Annotated in this window: 16 protein-coding genes and 1 other annotated feature; of the genes, 8 read left to right on the top strand and 8 right to left on the bottom strand. The window is 38.9% G+C overall.

Annotation, left to right across the window (positions count from 1 at the left end; translation table 11 throughout):
• Positions 1–4: 4 nt before the first annotated feature.
• Entirely contained in the window at positions 5–1,399 is a 1,395-nt protein-coding gene (locus FVA69_RS03275) for an efflux transporter outer membrane subunit (RefSeq protein ID WP_164528418.1), read from the bottom strand.
• A gap of 154 nt (positions 1,400–1,553) precedes the next feature.
• Here FVA69_RS03275 and FVA69_RS03270 point away from each other — a divergent pair, with 154 nt between their 5' ends.
• From FVA69_RS03270 to FVA69_RS03250, 5 genes are all read left to right on the top strand, one after another.
• Positions 1,554–2,237 (top strand): heavy metal response regulator transcription factor, encoded by a 684-nt coding sequence (locus FVA69_RS03270; RefSeq protein ID WP_109911851.1) that lies wholly within the window; start codon positions 1,554–1,556, stop codon positions 2,235–2,237.
• Positions 2,230–3,615 (top strand): Cu(+)/Ag(+) sensor histidine kinase, encoded by a 1,386-nt coding sequence (locus FVA69_RS03265; protein WP_164528417.1) that lies wholly within the window; start codon positions 2,230–2,232, stop codon positions 3,613–3,615. Before FVA69_RS03270 ends, FVA69_RS03265 begins: the two co-directional genes overlap by 8 nt.
• 114 nt (positions 3,616–3,729) lie before the next feature.
• The gene (locus FVA69_RS03260) at positions 3,730–4,197 is read left to right on the top strand and encodes a hypothetical protein (RefSeq protein WP_123382507.1); all 468 of its coding nucleotides are present in this window, start codon (positions 3,730–3,732) and stop codon (positions 4,195–4,197) included.
• A 215-nt stretch (positions 4,198–4,412) separates the two neighbouring features.
• Positions 4,413–4,628 (top strand): hypothetical protein, encoded by a 216-nt coding sequence (locus FVA69_RS03255; protein ID WP_004914725.1) that lies wholly within the window; start codon positions 4,413–4,415, stop codon positions 4,626–4,628.
• Positions 4,629–4,684: 56 nt separating this feature from the next.
• On the top strand, positions 4,685–5,332 hold the full coding sequence (locus FVA69_RS03250; RefSeq protein WP_004914728.1) for a hypothetical protein: 648 nt from the start codon (positions 4,685–4,687) through the stop codon (positions 5,330–5,332).
• A 126-nt stretch (positions 5,333–5,458) separates the two neighbouring features.
• Here FVA69_RS03250 and thrC read toward each other — a convergent pair whose 3' ends face one another.
• From thrC to thrL, 4 genes are all read right to left on the bottom strand, one after another.
• Entirely contained in the window at positions 5,459–6,754 is a 1,296-nt protein-coding gene (gene thrC, locus FVA69_RS03245; protein ID WP_109911849.1) for a threonine synthase, read from the bottom strand.
• 3 nt (positions 6,755–6,757) lie between these two features.
• On the bottom strand, positions 6,758–7,687 hold the full coding sequence (thrB, locus tag FVA69_RS03240; protein ID WP_109911848.1) for a homoserine kinase: 930 nt from the start codon (positions 7,685–7,687) through the stop codon (positions 6,758–6,760).
• Between the two features lie 3 nt (positions 7,688–7,690).
• Positions 7,691–10,150, bottom strand: a complete 2,460-nt coding sequence (gene thrA, locus FVA69_RS03235) for a bifunctional aspartate kinase/homoserine dehydrogenase I (RefSeq protein WP_109911987.1) — start codon at positions 10,148–10,150, stop codon at positions 7,691–7,693.
• A gap of 24 nt (positions 10,151–10,174) precedes the next feature.
• Positions 10,175–10,296: a sequence feature (Thr leader region), on the bottom strand.
• Positions 10,235–10,303: a thr operon leader peptide gene (thrL, locus tag FVA69_RS21810; protein WP_071548816.1), complete on the bottom strand. Its 69-nt coding sequence runs from the start codon at positions 10,301–10,303 to the stop codon at positions 10,235–10,237. Its footprint overlaps the feature before it by 62 nt.
• Before the next feature lie 1,078 nt (positions 10,304–11,381).
• Here thrL and arcA point away from each other — a divergent pair.
• The gene (arcA, locus tag FVA69_RS03225; RefSeq protein ID WP_004905684.1) at positions 11,382–12,098 is read left to right on the top strand and encodes a two-component system response regulator ArcA; all 717 of its coding nucleotides are present in this window, start codon (positions 11,382–11,384) and stop codon (positions 12,096–12,098) included.
• A gap of 110 nt (positions 12,099–12,208) precedes the next feature.
• On the opposite strand, the gene creA is transcribed toward arcA, so the two are convergent.
• Positions 12,209–12,685: a protein CreA gene (gene creA / locus FVA69_RS03220; protein ID WP_004914737.1), complete on the bottom strand. Its 477-nt coding sequence runs from the start codon at positions 12,683–12,685 to the stop codon at positions 12,209–12,211.
• Positions 12,686–12,870: 185 nt separating this feature from the next.
• On the opposite strand from creA, the gene robA reads away from it, so the two are divergent.
• On the top strand, positions 12,871–13,785 hold the full coding sequence (gene robA / locus FVA69_RS03215) for an MDR efflux pump AcrAB transcriptional activator RobA (protein ID WP_004914738.1): 915 nt from the start codon (positions 12,871–12,873) through the stop codon (positions 13,783–13,785).
• 43 nt (positions 13,786–13,828) lie between these two features.
• Here the strand turns inward: robA and gpmB are convergent, their stop codons facing one another.
• Entirely contained in the window at positions 13,829–14,476 is a 648-nt protein-coding gene (gene gpmB / locus FVA69_RS03210) for a 2,3-diphosphoglycerate-dependent phosphoglycerate mutase GpmB (protein ID WP_102138956.1), read from the bottom strand.
• Between the two features lie 52 nt (positions 14,477–14,528).
• On the opposite strand from gpmB, the gene yjjX reads away from it, so the two are divergent.
• On the top strand, positions 14,529–15,065 hold the full coding sequence (yjjX, locus tag FVA69_RS03205) for an inosine/xanthosine triphosphatase (RefSeq protein ID WP_004914743.1): 537 nt from the start codon (positions 14,529–14,531) through the stop codon (positions 15,063–15,065).
• 441 nt (positions 15,066–15,506) lie between these two features.
• Here yjjX and trpR read toward each other — a convergent pair whose 3' ends face one another.
• Positions 15,507–15,824, bottom strand: coding sequence for a trp operon repressor (gene trpR, locus FVA69_RS03200; RefSeq protein ID WP_004914745.1), 318 nt, complete (start codon positions 15,822–15,824; stop codon positions 15,507–15,509).
• Positions 15,825–16,134: the final 310 nt, after the last annotated feature.

Raw genomic sequence — 16,134 nt, 5'->3', positions numbered from 1 at the left:
ACCCTCATGATTTTATTAATCCGCCACCTAGTGCAGAGAATAAATTTATTTCATTCTTCTGCTGTTCTATTTTCAACATCAATAAATTTTGCTGTTCGGTAAATAAGCTACGCTGTGCTTCAAGAACATCGAGATAGCTCAAGCCACCATATCGATAACTAGCTTGTTTCTGTATTAAGACGTTTTGCAGCGTGTTGACATATTGCTCTTGGGATATAAGTTGTTTTTCTAAACTCGATTTGATCACTAGGGCATCTTTCACTTCACGAAACGCCACCTGAATGCTTTTTTCATAATTAGCAATCGCTTTATTTTTTCTAATATTTGCCAACTCTAAATTTCGGCTATTTGATCCTCCAGTAAAAATAGGTAACGTGATTTTAGGAATAAAATTCCAGATACCATTTGAAGAATCAAATAGCCCAGTTAAAGACTCGTTATTATTTGCGATACCCGTATTAAAGGAAATTGAAGGAAAAAAAGCAGCTCTCGCTACACCAATATTGGCATTCTCAGAAACAATATTTTGTTCCGCTGCCATAATATCTGGGCGTTTTAATAATATTTCAGAGGGAATATTTGAAGGTGTTGTAATCAAGGGATAATTCGGTTCGTAGTGCCCTAACTCTGAGTTTATCTTTGTTACATAATCATTCGTCAAAAAATTCAGTAAATTTTCATTTTTTACAATTTCACTTTTAATTTTTTCGATATTAATAGAAATAGACTGAACTTGTCCTTTAGCTTGTTCTAAGTCTGATAGCCCCGCTTTTCCTGCCGCCACTTTTTGTATTACTATCGATTGACTATTGAGGTAGCTTTGTTTCGTCTCTTGTGCAATTAATAATAGTTTTTGGTTATACACCACATCTAAATACGCTTCTGCTACCGTTTTGATTGTTATAATTTGTGTCGCACGGTTCATCTCTTGAGAAGCGATAAATTTTGCTTTATCTGCATCAGATAAATTTTTAATACGTCCAAAAAAATCCAGTTCATAGCTGATATCAATACCCGCACTATATTTCTTATTGAACGATGTGCCAGACTCTAATGATTGGCTGTAGTCAGCACTCATTGATGAATTAACTCGAGGATATTTTTCAGCTTCCGCTAACCCAAAACGCACACGAGCTTCTTCTACATCTAACGCAGCAAGATATAAATCACTGTTTTTCTCAAGCGCAATTTCTATCGCTCTTTTCATTTGTGGATCTTGAATAAATTTGTCCCAACTAGGAATCGATAATTCTATTTGAGCCTGCTTTACTGCATCAGGAATATTGCTACTGAATTGATGAGGTACATTAAGATTAGGACGTTGATATTCAGGGGCTAGCGAAACACAACCCGTCAAAATTAAGGCATAAGCTATAATTAATATTTTTGGGGAATACATGGTATAGCCATGCCTCTAGTGATTAAAATTGAGGCTATAGTAAAAAAGAACAACTGTTAGATTCATGACATGAAAATGACAAATTTGTCATTTTACATTTCGTTACTGTAGTGCTTAGAATGGCAGTATTGTTTACCTGTCTGCTAGGTCTAAGATGAAATTACTTATTGTTGAAGATGAACATAAAACGAGAGAATACTTATCTAAAGGCTTAAGTGAGTCCGGGTTTATTGTTGATGCAATCGAAAATGGCATTACAGGCCTGCATATGGCCACAACTGAAGACTATGATTTAATTATTCTTGATGTGATGTTGCCGGATATTAACGGCTGGGAGATTGCAAAAAAATTACGCAGTGTAGGAAAAAATACACCAATACTCATGCTTACTGCTTTAGGTAATGTTGAACATCGAGTCAAAGGGTTAGAGTTAGGTGCTGACGATTATCTCGTTAAACCATTTGATTTTTCTGAGCTACTTGCCCGAGTGAGAACTTTATTGCGCAGAGGCAATAACAGCATCCAAAAAACACAATTTACCATCGCTAATTTGCATGTTGATCTGATCAAACGGCGCGTTACCCGTGAAAATGATAAAATTATACTCACCAGTAAAGAGTTTTCTTTATTGGAATTTTTTATTCTTCACCAAGGTGAAGTTCTTTCTCGTTCTCTAATAGCCTCAAAAGTTTGGGATATGAATTTTGATAGTGATACCAATGTCATTGATGTTGCAGTCAAAAGACTGAGAGCTAAAATAGATCAAGGCTATGAACCTAAATTGATTCATACCATCAGAGGAATGGGCTATTTACTTGAGATCCCTGAAAATGATTAAGTTATTTCGATCTCCTGTCTCTATTTCAATTCGTCTTATTGTTTTAATCAGTATTACCCTCTCCCTCGCTTTATTATTATTTAGCTCGATCATGATCAATTCAGTTATGTTACATTTCAAACAGCAAGATGAATATACATTGAGCCAAATAAATCTCACTATTCGCAGTTTATTAAGTGAAAAAACTAACTCACAAGATGAACAATTTTCACGTATCAGAACTATTTTGAATGAACACCAAGATTTGGTTGTCTACCTCATAGATCAAAATGGGAATGTCCTGACTTCCTCAAATGCAACTGTATACCTCATTTCTCGCCTAAAAAATTATGACTCGACTAAAGATAATGCAGATCAATATCTTGAAAGTTATCGATTAGCCGAAAGTAAAATTAAGGTATATCGCTCCAATGATATACAGCAATACCGCCTAGTAACGGCTCTTTCTCTTAATTTTCATCATAATTATCTTAGCTCTCTCATATATAACCTGATAATCAGTGCGATTTTACTGTGTTTATTTACTATTGCAGTTGTTTATTTTTTAGTTATCAAAGGCCTCAAGCCACTTAAAGAAGTTAGCGATGAAATAAAGAATGTAACCTCTGAAAATTTAAGTGTTCGTTTAGACCCTGACTCTGTGCCTAATGAATTAAAGCAATTAACTAAATCATTTAATCAGATGTTAGTAAAGATTGAAGATGTTTTTGTAAGGCAAACGAATTTCTCTGCAGATATTGCCCATGAAATGCGTACGCCAATTACTAATTTAATGACTGAAACTCAAATATCTCTGAGTAAAAACCGCAGTAAAGAAGAGCTAGTTGAGGTGTTATATTCTAATTTGGAAGAATATAACCGTCTATCACGAATGATATCTGACATGCTTTTTCTTGCTCAAGCAGATGATAATAGGCTTATTCCAGAGAAAAAAATGATTAATATTAAAACTGAAATAGAGCTTATATTTGATTATTTTGAATATCTCGCAGAAGAGAATGAAATAAAACTCAAGCTGATTGGTGAAACAACCTCTATTATGGCCGATAAAGACATGTTAAGGAGAGCGATTACTAACTTAATCTCAAATGCTATCCGCTATACCCCAAAAGGCGATTCTATCAGTATTAATATTTCAAATGTAAAAGAGGGAATTGAATTAATCATCAGCAACCCTGGTATAAAAATACCAGAAGAACATTTAGCTAAACTTTTTGATAGGTTTTATCGCGTGGATAAATCAAGACAACGAAAAAATGAAGGAAGCGGTATCGGATTAGCTATCGTCAAATCGATTGTATCAGCACATAAAGGCAGGATCACTGTAACATCAGATGATTTTTCAACACGTTTCACTGTATTTTTACCTATAAAATAAAATTAAAAATTTCTTTATAAATGGCAATTTTGTCATTTTGTTGTCAGTATTCAGACAGAAATAAAGCCTTATTATAGTTATAAGATAAATTATTTAACTTAATAAGGATTCACAATGAAAAAAATTATTTTTGCTTTAGCGATTTCTGCTGTAACAACACATGTAGCAGCAGCTCAAACAGAAAAAGAAATTCATTATAATGCAGCAACTGCTCTCAGTTTCACTGAAAATAATACCTCTTATTCCAATCTAAAATCGATTAATAACCATTTGAAGCAAGCGGGTATTTCTGGCAAGAATATAATTAACTCACCTCAGTCATTTCTTCAATTAGATGAACATACTCAAGCTGCTACTGCATTGAATTTTACTCAAAATAACACATCTCCAGTAATACTGAATATGATCAGCCGCCATCAAAAGCAATCACCTAACTATAAAAAACCGATAGTAAAAACGGCTAAATTATTTTCCGATATGAATGAAAGTGAGAAGGCTATTACTATGCTAAGTTTCAATAAAAATAGCTCTTCGGCACCAATTCAAAATGAAATTATGAAAATATCAAAAGATAACAAATAATTAGTTTTAAATAAAATTATTTAGTTCAATTAAATAAAACAAAAGTCTATTTTAATCGGAAAATCATTATAGTAAGTTTAAAGCTTATTATAATGATTTACCCTATTACATTTTTTATTACCTAAATAAATAAATCCTTTATTGATTATTCGAATCTGTGAATTACAATTCACTTGCAGTACACATTCATTTAAACTTTTCAATGAGGATTTATTATGTACAAAGCATCTATTATTATCGCATCATTATTATTTTCAACACTAGCATCTGCAACTTCCTTAGAGTCTCAATTATCATCAAAAAATATAATGACTTTTTCTGCCGAATATTCACTACATAATGGTGGAAACGGTGGTAATGGTGGTAATGGTGGCAACGGTGGTCATGGTGGCAATGGTGGTAACGGCGGCAATGGCGGACATGGTCATTAATTTATCTCAATATTAAATTTCTCCCCCTTCTTTTTGGAGGGGGAAAGGAGAAATACATGAATCATAAGGTTTGCATTTCATTAAGTCTGTTATTAATTAGCTCTTATTCCATCTCAAGTTATTCTCATTCCTTATTTAATACTACATCTAACTGTTCATTAAAAAATGAACTTATTATTAATGACGTTAATAATAAAATATGTTCGATATTAAATGGTCAATATTATTATTCTAAGATCCTTAGCTTTGCAAGCCATGGGCAAAACGGAAATCATGGCCAAAATGGAAGTCATGGTCAAGGTGGATTAGGTGGTCAGGCCGGGCAAGGTGGTGATGGTCAAAATGGTGGAAATGGCGGAACAGGTTCAAATAACGGCAACGGTAGTAACGGTGGAAATGCAGAAGCTGGCAGTAATGGTAACGGTGGAAATGGTGGCCATGGTAGTGTTACCGGTGGTGACGGTGGCCATGGGGGAAATGGTGATGGAACCGGCAATGGTGGTAATGGCGGCAATGGCACAATGAATGGGAATGGAGGAAACGGGGGGAATGGGGGAAGTAATGGTGGGAATGGCGGCAATGGTGGAAATGGTTCTGGAGGTGGAAATGGCGGCAATGGTGGCAATGGCAGCCAAGGCGGTAAAGGGGGACGCGGTGGTTCAGATGGTGGTAGAGATGGCCTCGACGGCATCAGTACACTCTAATAGGCAAATTCATTAGCTGTGAATAAGTGATGTGGCAATATGAAACCATATAATTACCTTAACAATAAATGGTCTTATCATTAAAAACGGAAGCTTCTGCTTCCGTTTTTCGTATCCACATATTCTTTATTGCTTAGGTGCTAATTTCATTAAAAATGTGCGTAATTGGGTAAAGTCAGATGGTAAAAAGTGTGAAAGTAGCGGTAGCTCTGCACGCTCAGCTAACTCTTTTGGTAAAGGTATGGCCTTATTAAGGATCTCTTCAACACTTTCCTTAAACTTAGCTGGATGTGCCGTACCTAAAAACAGCCCGTATTCGCCTTCTTGCAACTGGTCACGCAGCACACGATAAGCAACCGCAGCATGTGGCTCAGATAAATATCCTTTTTTATCTAATTCACGTACTGTTTCTTTAGTCACTTCATCACTCACAACCCCATGGCCTAATTCATCAAGGGACCAACCTTTACGGCGGAATAACTCCTCAATACGAGGCCAGTTGTTCGGCTGACTAACATCCATGGCATTCGATAATGTAGCCACAGTTTGCTTTGGTTTCCATTGTCCATCAACAAGGTAACGCGGCACAGTATCATTTACGTTAGTCGCTGCAATAAAGCGTTTGACAGGTAAGCCCATTGCTTTGGCTAATAAACCTGCCGTAAGATCCCCAAAGTTCCCACTCGGAACCGAGATCACTAGTTGATCGCGTTTTTCTGCTGGGATCTGCGCGACCGCTTCAAAGTAATAGCAGATCTGAGCAAGTAAACGACTGATATTGATCGAGTTCGCTGAATTTAAGTACAGCGCCTTTTTCAACTCTTCGTCATCAAATGACTGTTTTACTAATGCCTGACACGCATCGAAGTCATCTTTAATCGCAACCGTATGAATATTTTCACCCAGTGTACAAAAGAGTTTTTCTTGCAGCGGGCTGATTTTCCCTTCTGGATAGAGAATAACAACTTGCACGTTATTAAGACGATAGAATGCGTGAGCGACTGCCGCTCCGGTATCCCCTGAAGTTGCCGTCAAAATGGTCACAGGTTGCTCACCAGCGACTTGACCTAACGCCTGAGCCATAAAGCGGCCACCGAAGTCTTTAAATGCGAGGGTTGGCCCATGATATAGCTCCAACGTTGCAACATCATCTTCAACTTTAGAAACTGGCGCAGGAAAAGCAAATGCGGCTTTAACTCTCGCTGCTAGCTCTTCTGATGGAATTTCATCACCAATAAAAGCACTTAAAATACGGCTGCTACGTGTGACAAAATCTAATTTTAATAATTCGTCGATTTCAGCCGCACTAAATTCAGGCAGATCTTGGGGAAAGAATAAGCCTTGTTGCTTCCCTAACCCTTGCTTAACCGCTTGCGCAAAACTTACTTGTTCATTGTTATCTTTTAAATTATACAGTTTCATTATTTACCCTATTGTCCTTGCCCCGGCCAGATCCAAACGGCAGATATGCACAAAGCCTTCATCATTCTGAATATAATGTTGTTGCAAGTAGCTCGCCATATTTTCAGCGATATGTTTCTCATCGCAAATAGCAAATAGTGTTGGCCCAGAGCCAGAGATACCACACGCCAATGCACCTATTTCTTTTGCGTTCTGGCGCGCTGCCGCAAAACCCGGTAATAGTTGTGTACGATAAGGCTCAGCAACAACATCTTGGATCATCGTTGCTGCAAGTAACGGCTGGTTTGTATGACATGCATGAATGAACCCTGATAAGTATCGACCATGGTTTACAATGTCGTGACGTGGGTAGCTATCAGGCAGGATCGCACGTGCTTCCGCTGTTGATACTTTAATTCCTGGATAGGCCATAACCCAATACCAATTTTCAAATGCAGGTACAGGCTGTGAAATAATACCATTTTGCTCGATAATCAGTTGTAAACCACCTAAAAAACACGGTGCGACATTATCATAATGCACACTACCAGAAATACGCCCTTCCAGTTCCCCCATCATGCCAAGCAGTTGGGTATCATCAAATGGTTTCTCTGCAAATTCGTTTAGCGCCATCAATGCGGCGACAACAGAGCAGGCACTAGAACCGAGCCCTGAACCAATTGGCATATTTTTTTCAAGCGTCATCGCAACATTTAATGGCTGACCAAGACGCTCACAAAACAGCTGCCAACATTGGTAAACAATATTGTGCTCATTCTTTTTCGGAAGTTTAGCAACGAATTTGCCTTTATTCGTCAACGAAAAGGTGTCTGCCGCTTCAACTGTTACACAATCACCTAATAGTGAACCGTCTGCAGGCGAAACTGCTGCCCCTAGGACATCAAACCCGACGCTCACATTACCAATTGAAGCCGGTGCATAAACTTTAATCACTTATTAAACTCCCAATTTCCATGAAAGGGTACGCAGCATATCCGCAAATACACCAGCCGCAGTAACATCATTACCTGCGCCATAACCTCTTAATACTAAAGGAATTGGTTGGTAATAGCGTGTATAGAAAGCTAGTGCGTTTTCGCCATTTTTAACTTTGAAGAGAGGGTCATTACCATCTACGGCAACAATCTTAACCTGACAGCGTCCTTCTTCAATCAATCCAACATAGCGTAACACTTTTTGTTCTGCTTCTGCGGCTTTTATACGTTGCGCAAATTGTTCATCCAATTGTGGTAGGCGTGCCATAAATTCAGGCACTGCGCCACTACTGTCAAAATCCGTTGGTAAAACAGGTTCAATTTCAATATCTTGTAACTCTAAGTCATAACCTGCTTCACGGGCTAAAATTAACAATTTACGCGCCACATCCATACCCGATAAATCATCACGAGGGTCTGGCTCCGTAAAACCTTTTTCTTTAGCGAGTGTTGTGGCTTCGGATAAAGACATGCCTTCGTCTAACTTACCAAAGATGAATGATAAAGAACCGGATAAAATTCCGCTGAAATGAACCAGTTCATCCCCTGCATTCAATAAATTTTGCAGGTTCTCAATAACCGGCAAGCCCGCGCCTACGTTAGTGTCATAGAGGAATTTACGTTTCGATGTTTCACTTGCCGCACGTAACTGATGGTAGTAATCCATCGACAAAGTATTGGCTTTTTTATTTGGTGTGACCACATTAAAACCATCTTTCAAGAAATTGACATACTGCTCTGCAATTTCCTGATTTGATGTGCAGTCAATAATGACAGGGTTCAAGAAATGGTATTCACGCTCTAAGCGAATTAAACGGCTTAAACTAAATGGCTCTTTCGCTTCCGCTAGCTCCGCTTTCCAGTTATCTAAATCAATCCCTTGCATATCCGTTAACATTGCCCGTGAATTAGCAATACCACATACACGCAAATCAATATGCTTTTGTTTTAACCATTGTTGCTGGCGGTGAATTTGCTCAATTAATGCATTACCAACGCCACCAACACCAATGATAAAGGCCTCGATAACTTGTTCCGCATTAAATAGCATTTGGTGACATAAACGTACCGCTGTTGTGGCTGACTCATTGGCAATAACGGCGGAAATAGAGCGTTCGGAAGACCCCTGTGCGATAGCGACAATGTTTATGTTACCGCGAGTTAAAGCGGAGAAGAAACGCGCGGAAATGCCTTTCAACGTGCGCATGCCGTCACCCACAACTGAAATAATCGCCAATTGTTCCATTACATCCAGAGGATCAAGTACGCCATCTTTCAGCTCTAAGTAAAACTCTTCTTCCAGTGCGGCACGTGCTCTCACTAATTCATTTTGCGGGACACAAAAGCTAATACTGTATTCTGATGAAGACTGCGTGATCAGGACGACCGAGATCCCTTTACGAGACATGACTGAGAAAATGCGTGCAGCCATACCCACCATTCCCTTCATACCGGGGCCAGATACGTTAATCATCGCCATGTTATTCAGGTTGGTGATCCCTTTCACTGGTGTGCTATCGTCAGTTTGGCCATCACCAATTAAAGTCCCCGGAGCGCTTAAGTTAGTGGTATTTTTTATCAGGCAAGGGATTTGGAATTGAGCAATTGGGGCGATGGTACGAGGATGGAGAACTTTGGCACCAAAGTAGGATAACTCCATGGCCTCCTGATATGACATACCTTTCAACAAGCGTGCATCGGGTACTAAACGCGGGTCACAAGTATAAACCCCATCTACATCAGTCCAGATTTCACAACAATCAGCCCGTAAGCATGCCGCTAAAACTGCAGCTGAATAATCAGACCCATTACGACCTAATACCACTAATTCACCTTTGTCATTACCTGCAGTGAAGCCCGCCATTAAGACAAAATGATCTTTCGGTATATTTAAATCAGCAATGCGTTTTGTTGACTCATTTATATCAACGGTAGACTCAAGGTAATGGCCTTTCGCGAGTAAGCTCTCTACAGGGTTAATTACAGTCACATTATGGCCGCGTGCTTTTAGCACCGACTCCATAATGGCGATAGAGAGTTTCTCGCCACGGCAGATAATGGCTGCGTTAATGCTGTCAGGACATTGTCCGAGAAGAGTAATACCATGCAGTACTTGTTTGATTTGTGCGAATTCTTGCTCTGTCAATTTTTTTAAACGGTCATATTCAAAACCGGGTTGTTTTTCTTTTAATCCTTTTAAAAGGTTAGCAAAAATCATTTCAGCATCATTAACATGCGTGATGACATCTTGTCCTGCAACCGTTTTTTCAATCATAGCAACCAGATGGTTAGTGATTTTTGCTGGCGCGGATAACACCAAAGCCACTTGTCCATCTGCTAGTTTACTTTCAGCGATGTCGGCAACATTCAGTACTCGTTCGTCATTTGCAACCGAAGTACCGCCAAATTTAAGCACACGCATGGTATTTCTCTCCTGAATTAACACCAAAAAAAAGCCCGCATCGGTTAAGTATGCGGGCTTTTTCATTTTTATTTTTTGGATGCGTCAGCCCGCCCCGTTTCCTGTGGTTACGGTGGTGGTGGTAATAATAATAGTCAGGCTGATATTACGCATAGATTCTGTCTGTCTCTTAGATTCTTTTAAGTTTCTCCCTATACGGTTAAAGCAATTGGTATATTTTGTCAAATTTATTTGCAAAACATCCCTTTTAAAACTCTTTTTTTATTTGATAAATTATCTATCAGCGCGAAAAACACATTCACAAAAAGATACCTATCACACCAATGATGGTATTAAAAACCAAAAAAACTTAAATTTTAAGTTAAATAATTTTTTACCTAGCCAGAAATGAAATTGCCTATTAAATAGGCAAAACAGATAGCCTTTAGCGATTTCTTGTGAAGAAAATCAAAATGAAAATATGAACAACAATGACCCACTTAATCAATGCATTTAGCAGCTATATTTCTTATCATTTGCCCCATGTTCATCAATACATAGGCACCATTACACAAGTCAGTATTGATACTTAATTTTATGATTTTTTCATTCGTTTAAATTACAAACAAATGCTATGAAATTGTTAAAAAATAGTCACAGCAAAATAAAATAAGTATTTTTCCTAATTAAATGAAACAAAAAATCACAAACTAAATATTTACACCCCGTTATCTCTAGCAAGATAAATTTTTCACCTTTTTCTGTAGCAAAATAACATTTCGAAATTGGAGGTAAGTCACAAATTAAACATTATTTATAATGGTATATTTAACTCATTGAAGACTATATTCATTGATACCAAGCCGAAGCATACCCTATGCATCAACTACTCCCCTTTTTTAGACGCTATCTGATTCCTAAACACCGCATTAATTTATATAATTATCTGCCTAACAATTTTTGTTAACGTGCTACAATTGATTTTGATATGTATCAACAAAAGTTAGTTTTTTAGGTGGTAAATGCAGTATTAGCTGTTATATTGCTGTTAACAGTACAATATTGGGAAAGTGCTTACATTTTGACTTGCAGTTAAAGTCTTTTGCCTAAAATGGCAACATAATGTCACTGTTGAATTTCAAAACAAATTTATACTCATAAACGTTTTTTCCAGAGAACAATATCAATAACCACCTAACTGGAAACGGCTTGTGAGTTCAGTATTTTTATTTTAATACTTTAGGTAGCAACTATGCAGACCCCACACATTTTGATTGTTGAAGATGAAATTGTCACACGCAATACGCTTAAAAGCATCTTTGAAGCGGAAGGCTATGTGGTTCATGAGGCAACTGATGGCGAAGAGATGAATAACGTTCTCTCTGAGCACGACATCAATTTAGTCATCATGGATATTAATTTACCAGGAAAAAACGGTTTATTACTTGCTCGTGAGCTTCGTGAACAAGAAAGCATTGCGTTAATGTTCCTAACAGGACGTGATAACGAAGTCGATAAAATCCTTGGCCTTGAAATTGGTGCTGATGACTATATCACTAAACCATTTAACCCACGCGAACTGACTATTCGTGCACGCAATTTACTGTCCCGTACAATGAATTTAGCGGGTGGTACGGAAGAGCGTCGTTTAGTGGAAAGCTATAAGTTTAATGGTTGGGAATTAGACATCAACAGCCGTTCATTAGTCAGCCCTGCCGGTGAGCACTACAAATTACCCCGTAGTGAATTCCGTGCGATGCTGCATTTCTGTGAAAACCCAGGAAAAATTCAGACTCGTGCAGACCTGCTGAAAAAAATGACTGGCCGTGAATTAAAACCACACGACAGAACTGTTGACGTAACGATCCGTCGTATTCGTAAACATTTTGAATCGACACCTGACACACCAGAAATTATCGCTACTATCCACGGTGAAGGCTATCGTTTCTGTGGTGATTTAGACGAATAATTAGAAAGCTAATTATTTACTGGTTATCGAAATCCGTTGTCTTTCAGGCAACGGATTTTTTATTTGCGAGTGATTTTTATTGCGAGTATAGCGGCTCAACTATTTTGTGATCACCAAGGCATAATCGGTACTGCGCTCAGCGCATTCTTTGGAGAACCATCGATCATCTTATCTGAATAAGTCAAATAAATTAATGCATTACGCTTAGGATCATAAAAGCGTACAACTTGCAATTTCTTGAAAACTAAAGATGTTCGTTTTTGAAAAACAACCTGCCCTTTCGTTGGTTTGCGTTTGACACGGTCATTTAACTCAATCGGCCCAACTTGCTGGCATGAAATTGCAGCATCAGAAGTATCTTCTGCTAAACCTAAGCCACCTTTGATTCCCCCTGTTTTTGAACGGCTTAAATAACAAGTCACATTCTCAACATCGGGGTCATCAAATGCTTCAACGACAATTTTATGGTCAGGGCCGAAAATTTTAAAAACAGTATCGACTGAACCAATTTCTTCAGCAAATGTGATGCCCGGCAACACTGATAATAATGCTGCAAGTACGATATTTTTTAATCTGGAACGACGCATACTGAATTCCCTATTCAACTAAAAATCGGTAAAACTTCGTAGTAAAACGAGACTTATTATTCACTTTCTTAACTAATTATCAAATACAACTCATTTACTATAAACGAAAAAGATAACTTGATATAGAATAGCAATTCATTGATAGATTATATCTGTTCTATAAGTCGCATTGGCTGGGGATATACATGGATCAAACTAATATTATTCGCGACTTGCTTCGCTGGATAGATGACAACCTAGACAAACCACTCTCACTGGATAATGTTGCAGCAAAAGCTGGCTACTCTAAATGGCATTTACAACGAATGTTCAAAGAGGTGACTGACCAAGCGATTGGTGCTTATATTCGAGCCAGAAGGCTTTCTCGTGCAGCTGTGGCATTGCGGCTAACAAGCCGACCAATTCTTGATATTGCGTTACAGTATCGTTTTGATTCGCAACAAACTTTTACTCGAGCCTTTAAAAAGCAATTTAACCTAACCCCTGCTTTTTACCGCCGAAGTGAAGAATGGTGTGCAGCAGGAATTTGCCCACCGATTATTTTAGATAATCACACGAATATTGAACATGAATTCTTGCAAATGCCAGCGCAAGAGCTGGTTGGCTTGGAACAAAGTTGTTCTTATGCGTTAGAAGAGTGGTCAACGGCCTGTTCGCAAATGCGCCAGACATTTTGGCACTACTATTTGGATAATACGACGACTATTGCGTCAGAAGTTTTTGGCTTGCACCATGCCATTCATAATCCAGAAAAAGAAGATGAACAAACGGTGTTTTATACCACTGCGGTAAGACCCGAAGATGCAAGTTTTAACACTGACCAATACACAAGTTTAACGTTGCCAAGTGGCCATTATGTTAAATTTTCGTTCAACGGCACACCAACTCGAGATGCATTACAAGAGTTTTTATACCAAATTTATGGTGTATATCTGCCTAAGCTGAATTTAACGCGTCGTCCTGGTTATGACATCGAACATTATCGATTAAAAAATATCGATTTACGTCATATCACCCCAGAAAATGATGACCCAAAAACACATATCGATACCTTTGATTATTATGTCCCAATCAAAACAGGTTCGACCGCAACACCTTAAAGTAGAGGAGTTTCAGTTTGTTGAAACTCCTTTTTCTAAATCGTTAACCTTGCTGTTCATCGAGAGCAGGCTGCGACAAGTGTGTCACCTCACCAGCTGTTTCAACTATCCAACCATTCGCCAACCATGGGCTGTTTTGGTAATCAACACGAGATAGTGAACAATTACGTAAACGCAAGCGGCGTTCTGAATAGGCAGGAACCCCCATAATACGGCTAATTAACGTACTTAACGCAATACCATGACTAACAATCAGTGGGCGACTCCCTTCAGGCAAATCTAAACAACTATTTAGTGCTGCAAACATGCGTGTATACAGCTCCTCCATCGATTCACCCTCTGGAATTCGTCCTCCACGAGTGCCATCAATTAAGCTTTTACGCCACTGTTCTTCCTCTGGCGTTAACGACTCTATTGCTCTTTGCTCTAGAACGCCCATATTTAGTTCACGTAGACGCGGTTCTGTGGTAATTTCACACCCGCATACACTTGCAATTATTTGTGCAGTTTCCAGTGTGCGTCCCATATCACTAGTGATAATATGGGTAATGCCTTCTGACTTTATCCTCTCAGCCACCTGCCTTGCTTGCAGTCGTCCAGTGGCGGTCAGAGGGCTATCGGATTGTCCCTGGATGCGACGAGCTAAATTCCATTCAGTTTCGCCATGGCGAACAAGATAAACCTGTAACATAGATGTGTTCCGTTATTACTTTTCGAAGTATGTGTTCAAAGGAAAATAATTAATGTACCAAGTTATAGCTGCAACGACTAATCCTGCCAAAATTAAAGCGATCCATCTTGCTTTCGATGCTGTTTTTGGGGCTGGCAGTTATCAAATTGAAGATATTAATGTCGATAGCAGCGTTCCACAGCAACCTATCGGTAATAATGAAACCCGTACTGGGGCTAGACAGCGCGTCATGGCCTCTCGGCAAGTTCGCCCTGAAGCGGATTTTTGGGTTGGTATTGAAGCGGGTATCGAAGACGATATGACATTTGCTTGGATAGTGATTGAGCATAAGCAAATACGCGGTGAGTCTCGCTCTGCCAGTATTATGATCCCAGAAAAAATTCTGGCGGGTATTCGTGAAGGCCGTGAACTCGGTGATGAAATGGCCTTTTTAACAGGCATCGATAATATCAAACAACAAGGTGGTGCCATTGGTTTTTTCACTGACGGGGTATTAACTCGCACCAGTGTTTACCAACAAGCCTTGATATTGGCCTTGGTTCCCATTAAGCATGAAATTTATAAAGAGCTAAACCAAGTAGAAGATTAATTATACTTAAAATAATTAAAATTGCATGTGCGATTAAACACCACTCTTTTCACACTAAAGTATGGGAAACCATACTTTTTTTATGCCTATTTATTTGAAATATGACCAATACCAATACGCTAAATAGTTCGAATTGTAGGTAGGCGGCAAGTGGCGCTAAGCCCTAGGAGCATACACAAGTATGTGACTAGGGTTAGCAAACGCAGCCAACACCCCTACAATTTGAAATATGACGCGTATTTATATTCTAAATAATTCGTGTTGTGACTAGGCGACCAACGAGGATAGCTCGGGGAGCATACATAAGTATGTGACCCGAGTAGCCGAGAGCAGTCAACAACGTCACAGTACGAAGTATGACGAATAGGAGCATACATAAGTATGTGACCCGAGTAGCTGAGAGCAGTCAACAACGTCACAGTACGAAGTATGACGAATATTTTAGAGGAGTTGTTGCTCCAACCACTCCTTCACAGGAATAGGCGCTGACTTCAAACTATTTGACCCGCGCGTAATAGTCGCAATTCCCACGCCTAGCTCATTTTTCAGTTCTCTTTGGCTCATTTCGCCGCGCATCAGTTCTTGCACAATTTTAACGCGAGTCGCTAACGCTGTACGCTCATCTGGCGTGAGTAATAACTGAAGAACTGGCAGATGAATATCTTGTTCAAATGCCAATTGTAATAAATTCACAAAGCGCAGCCAGTCAGCGTTCTCATCGGCTGTTAGAGCCGGATCTTGGTGTTGATTTGCTGTCATCGTTTATCCACCCATACTATTTAACTAGTACAAATAATAACACACTCTTATTAGAAATCATCAACCAAACGCTTTTCAAGCTTCAATAATACAAAAAATAACCAAATTTCATTTAGTTAGCTAATAACGCTTTAGATAGTTTGAATAATATCTAATCGACCGATGTGGAAAGTTAGAAATAAACATTTCCCATACCCACCAACACGCTAAAGCATTCGTGCTGTAGCAAGGCGGCAAAAGAGCTAGGCCCTAGTCACATACATAAGTATGTGACTAGGGCTAGCGAGTGCAGCCAACACCGCTACAGTGC

Origin of the sequence: Providencia sp. PROV004 (assembly GCF_011045615.1) — a bacterium.
Lineage (GTDB): Bacteria > Pseudomonadota > Gammaproteobacteria > Enterobacterales > Enterobacteriaceae > Providencia > Providencia rettgeri.
The sequence above is the reverse complement of the archived record's forward strand: the minus strand, read 5'-3'. Positions and strand labels throughout refer to the sequence as shown.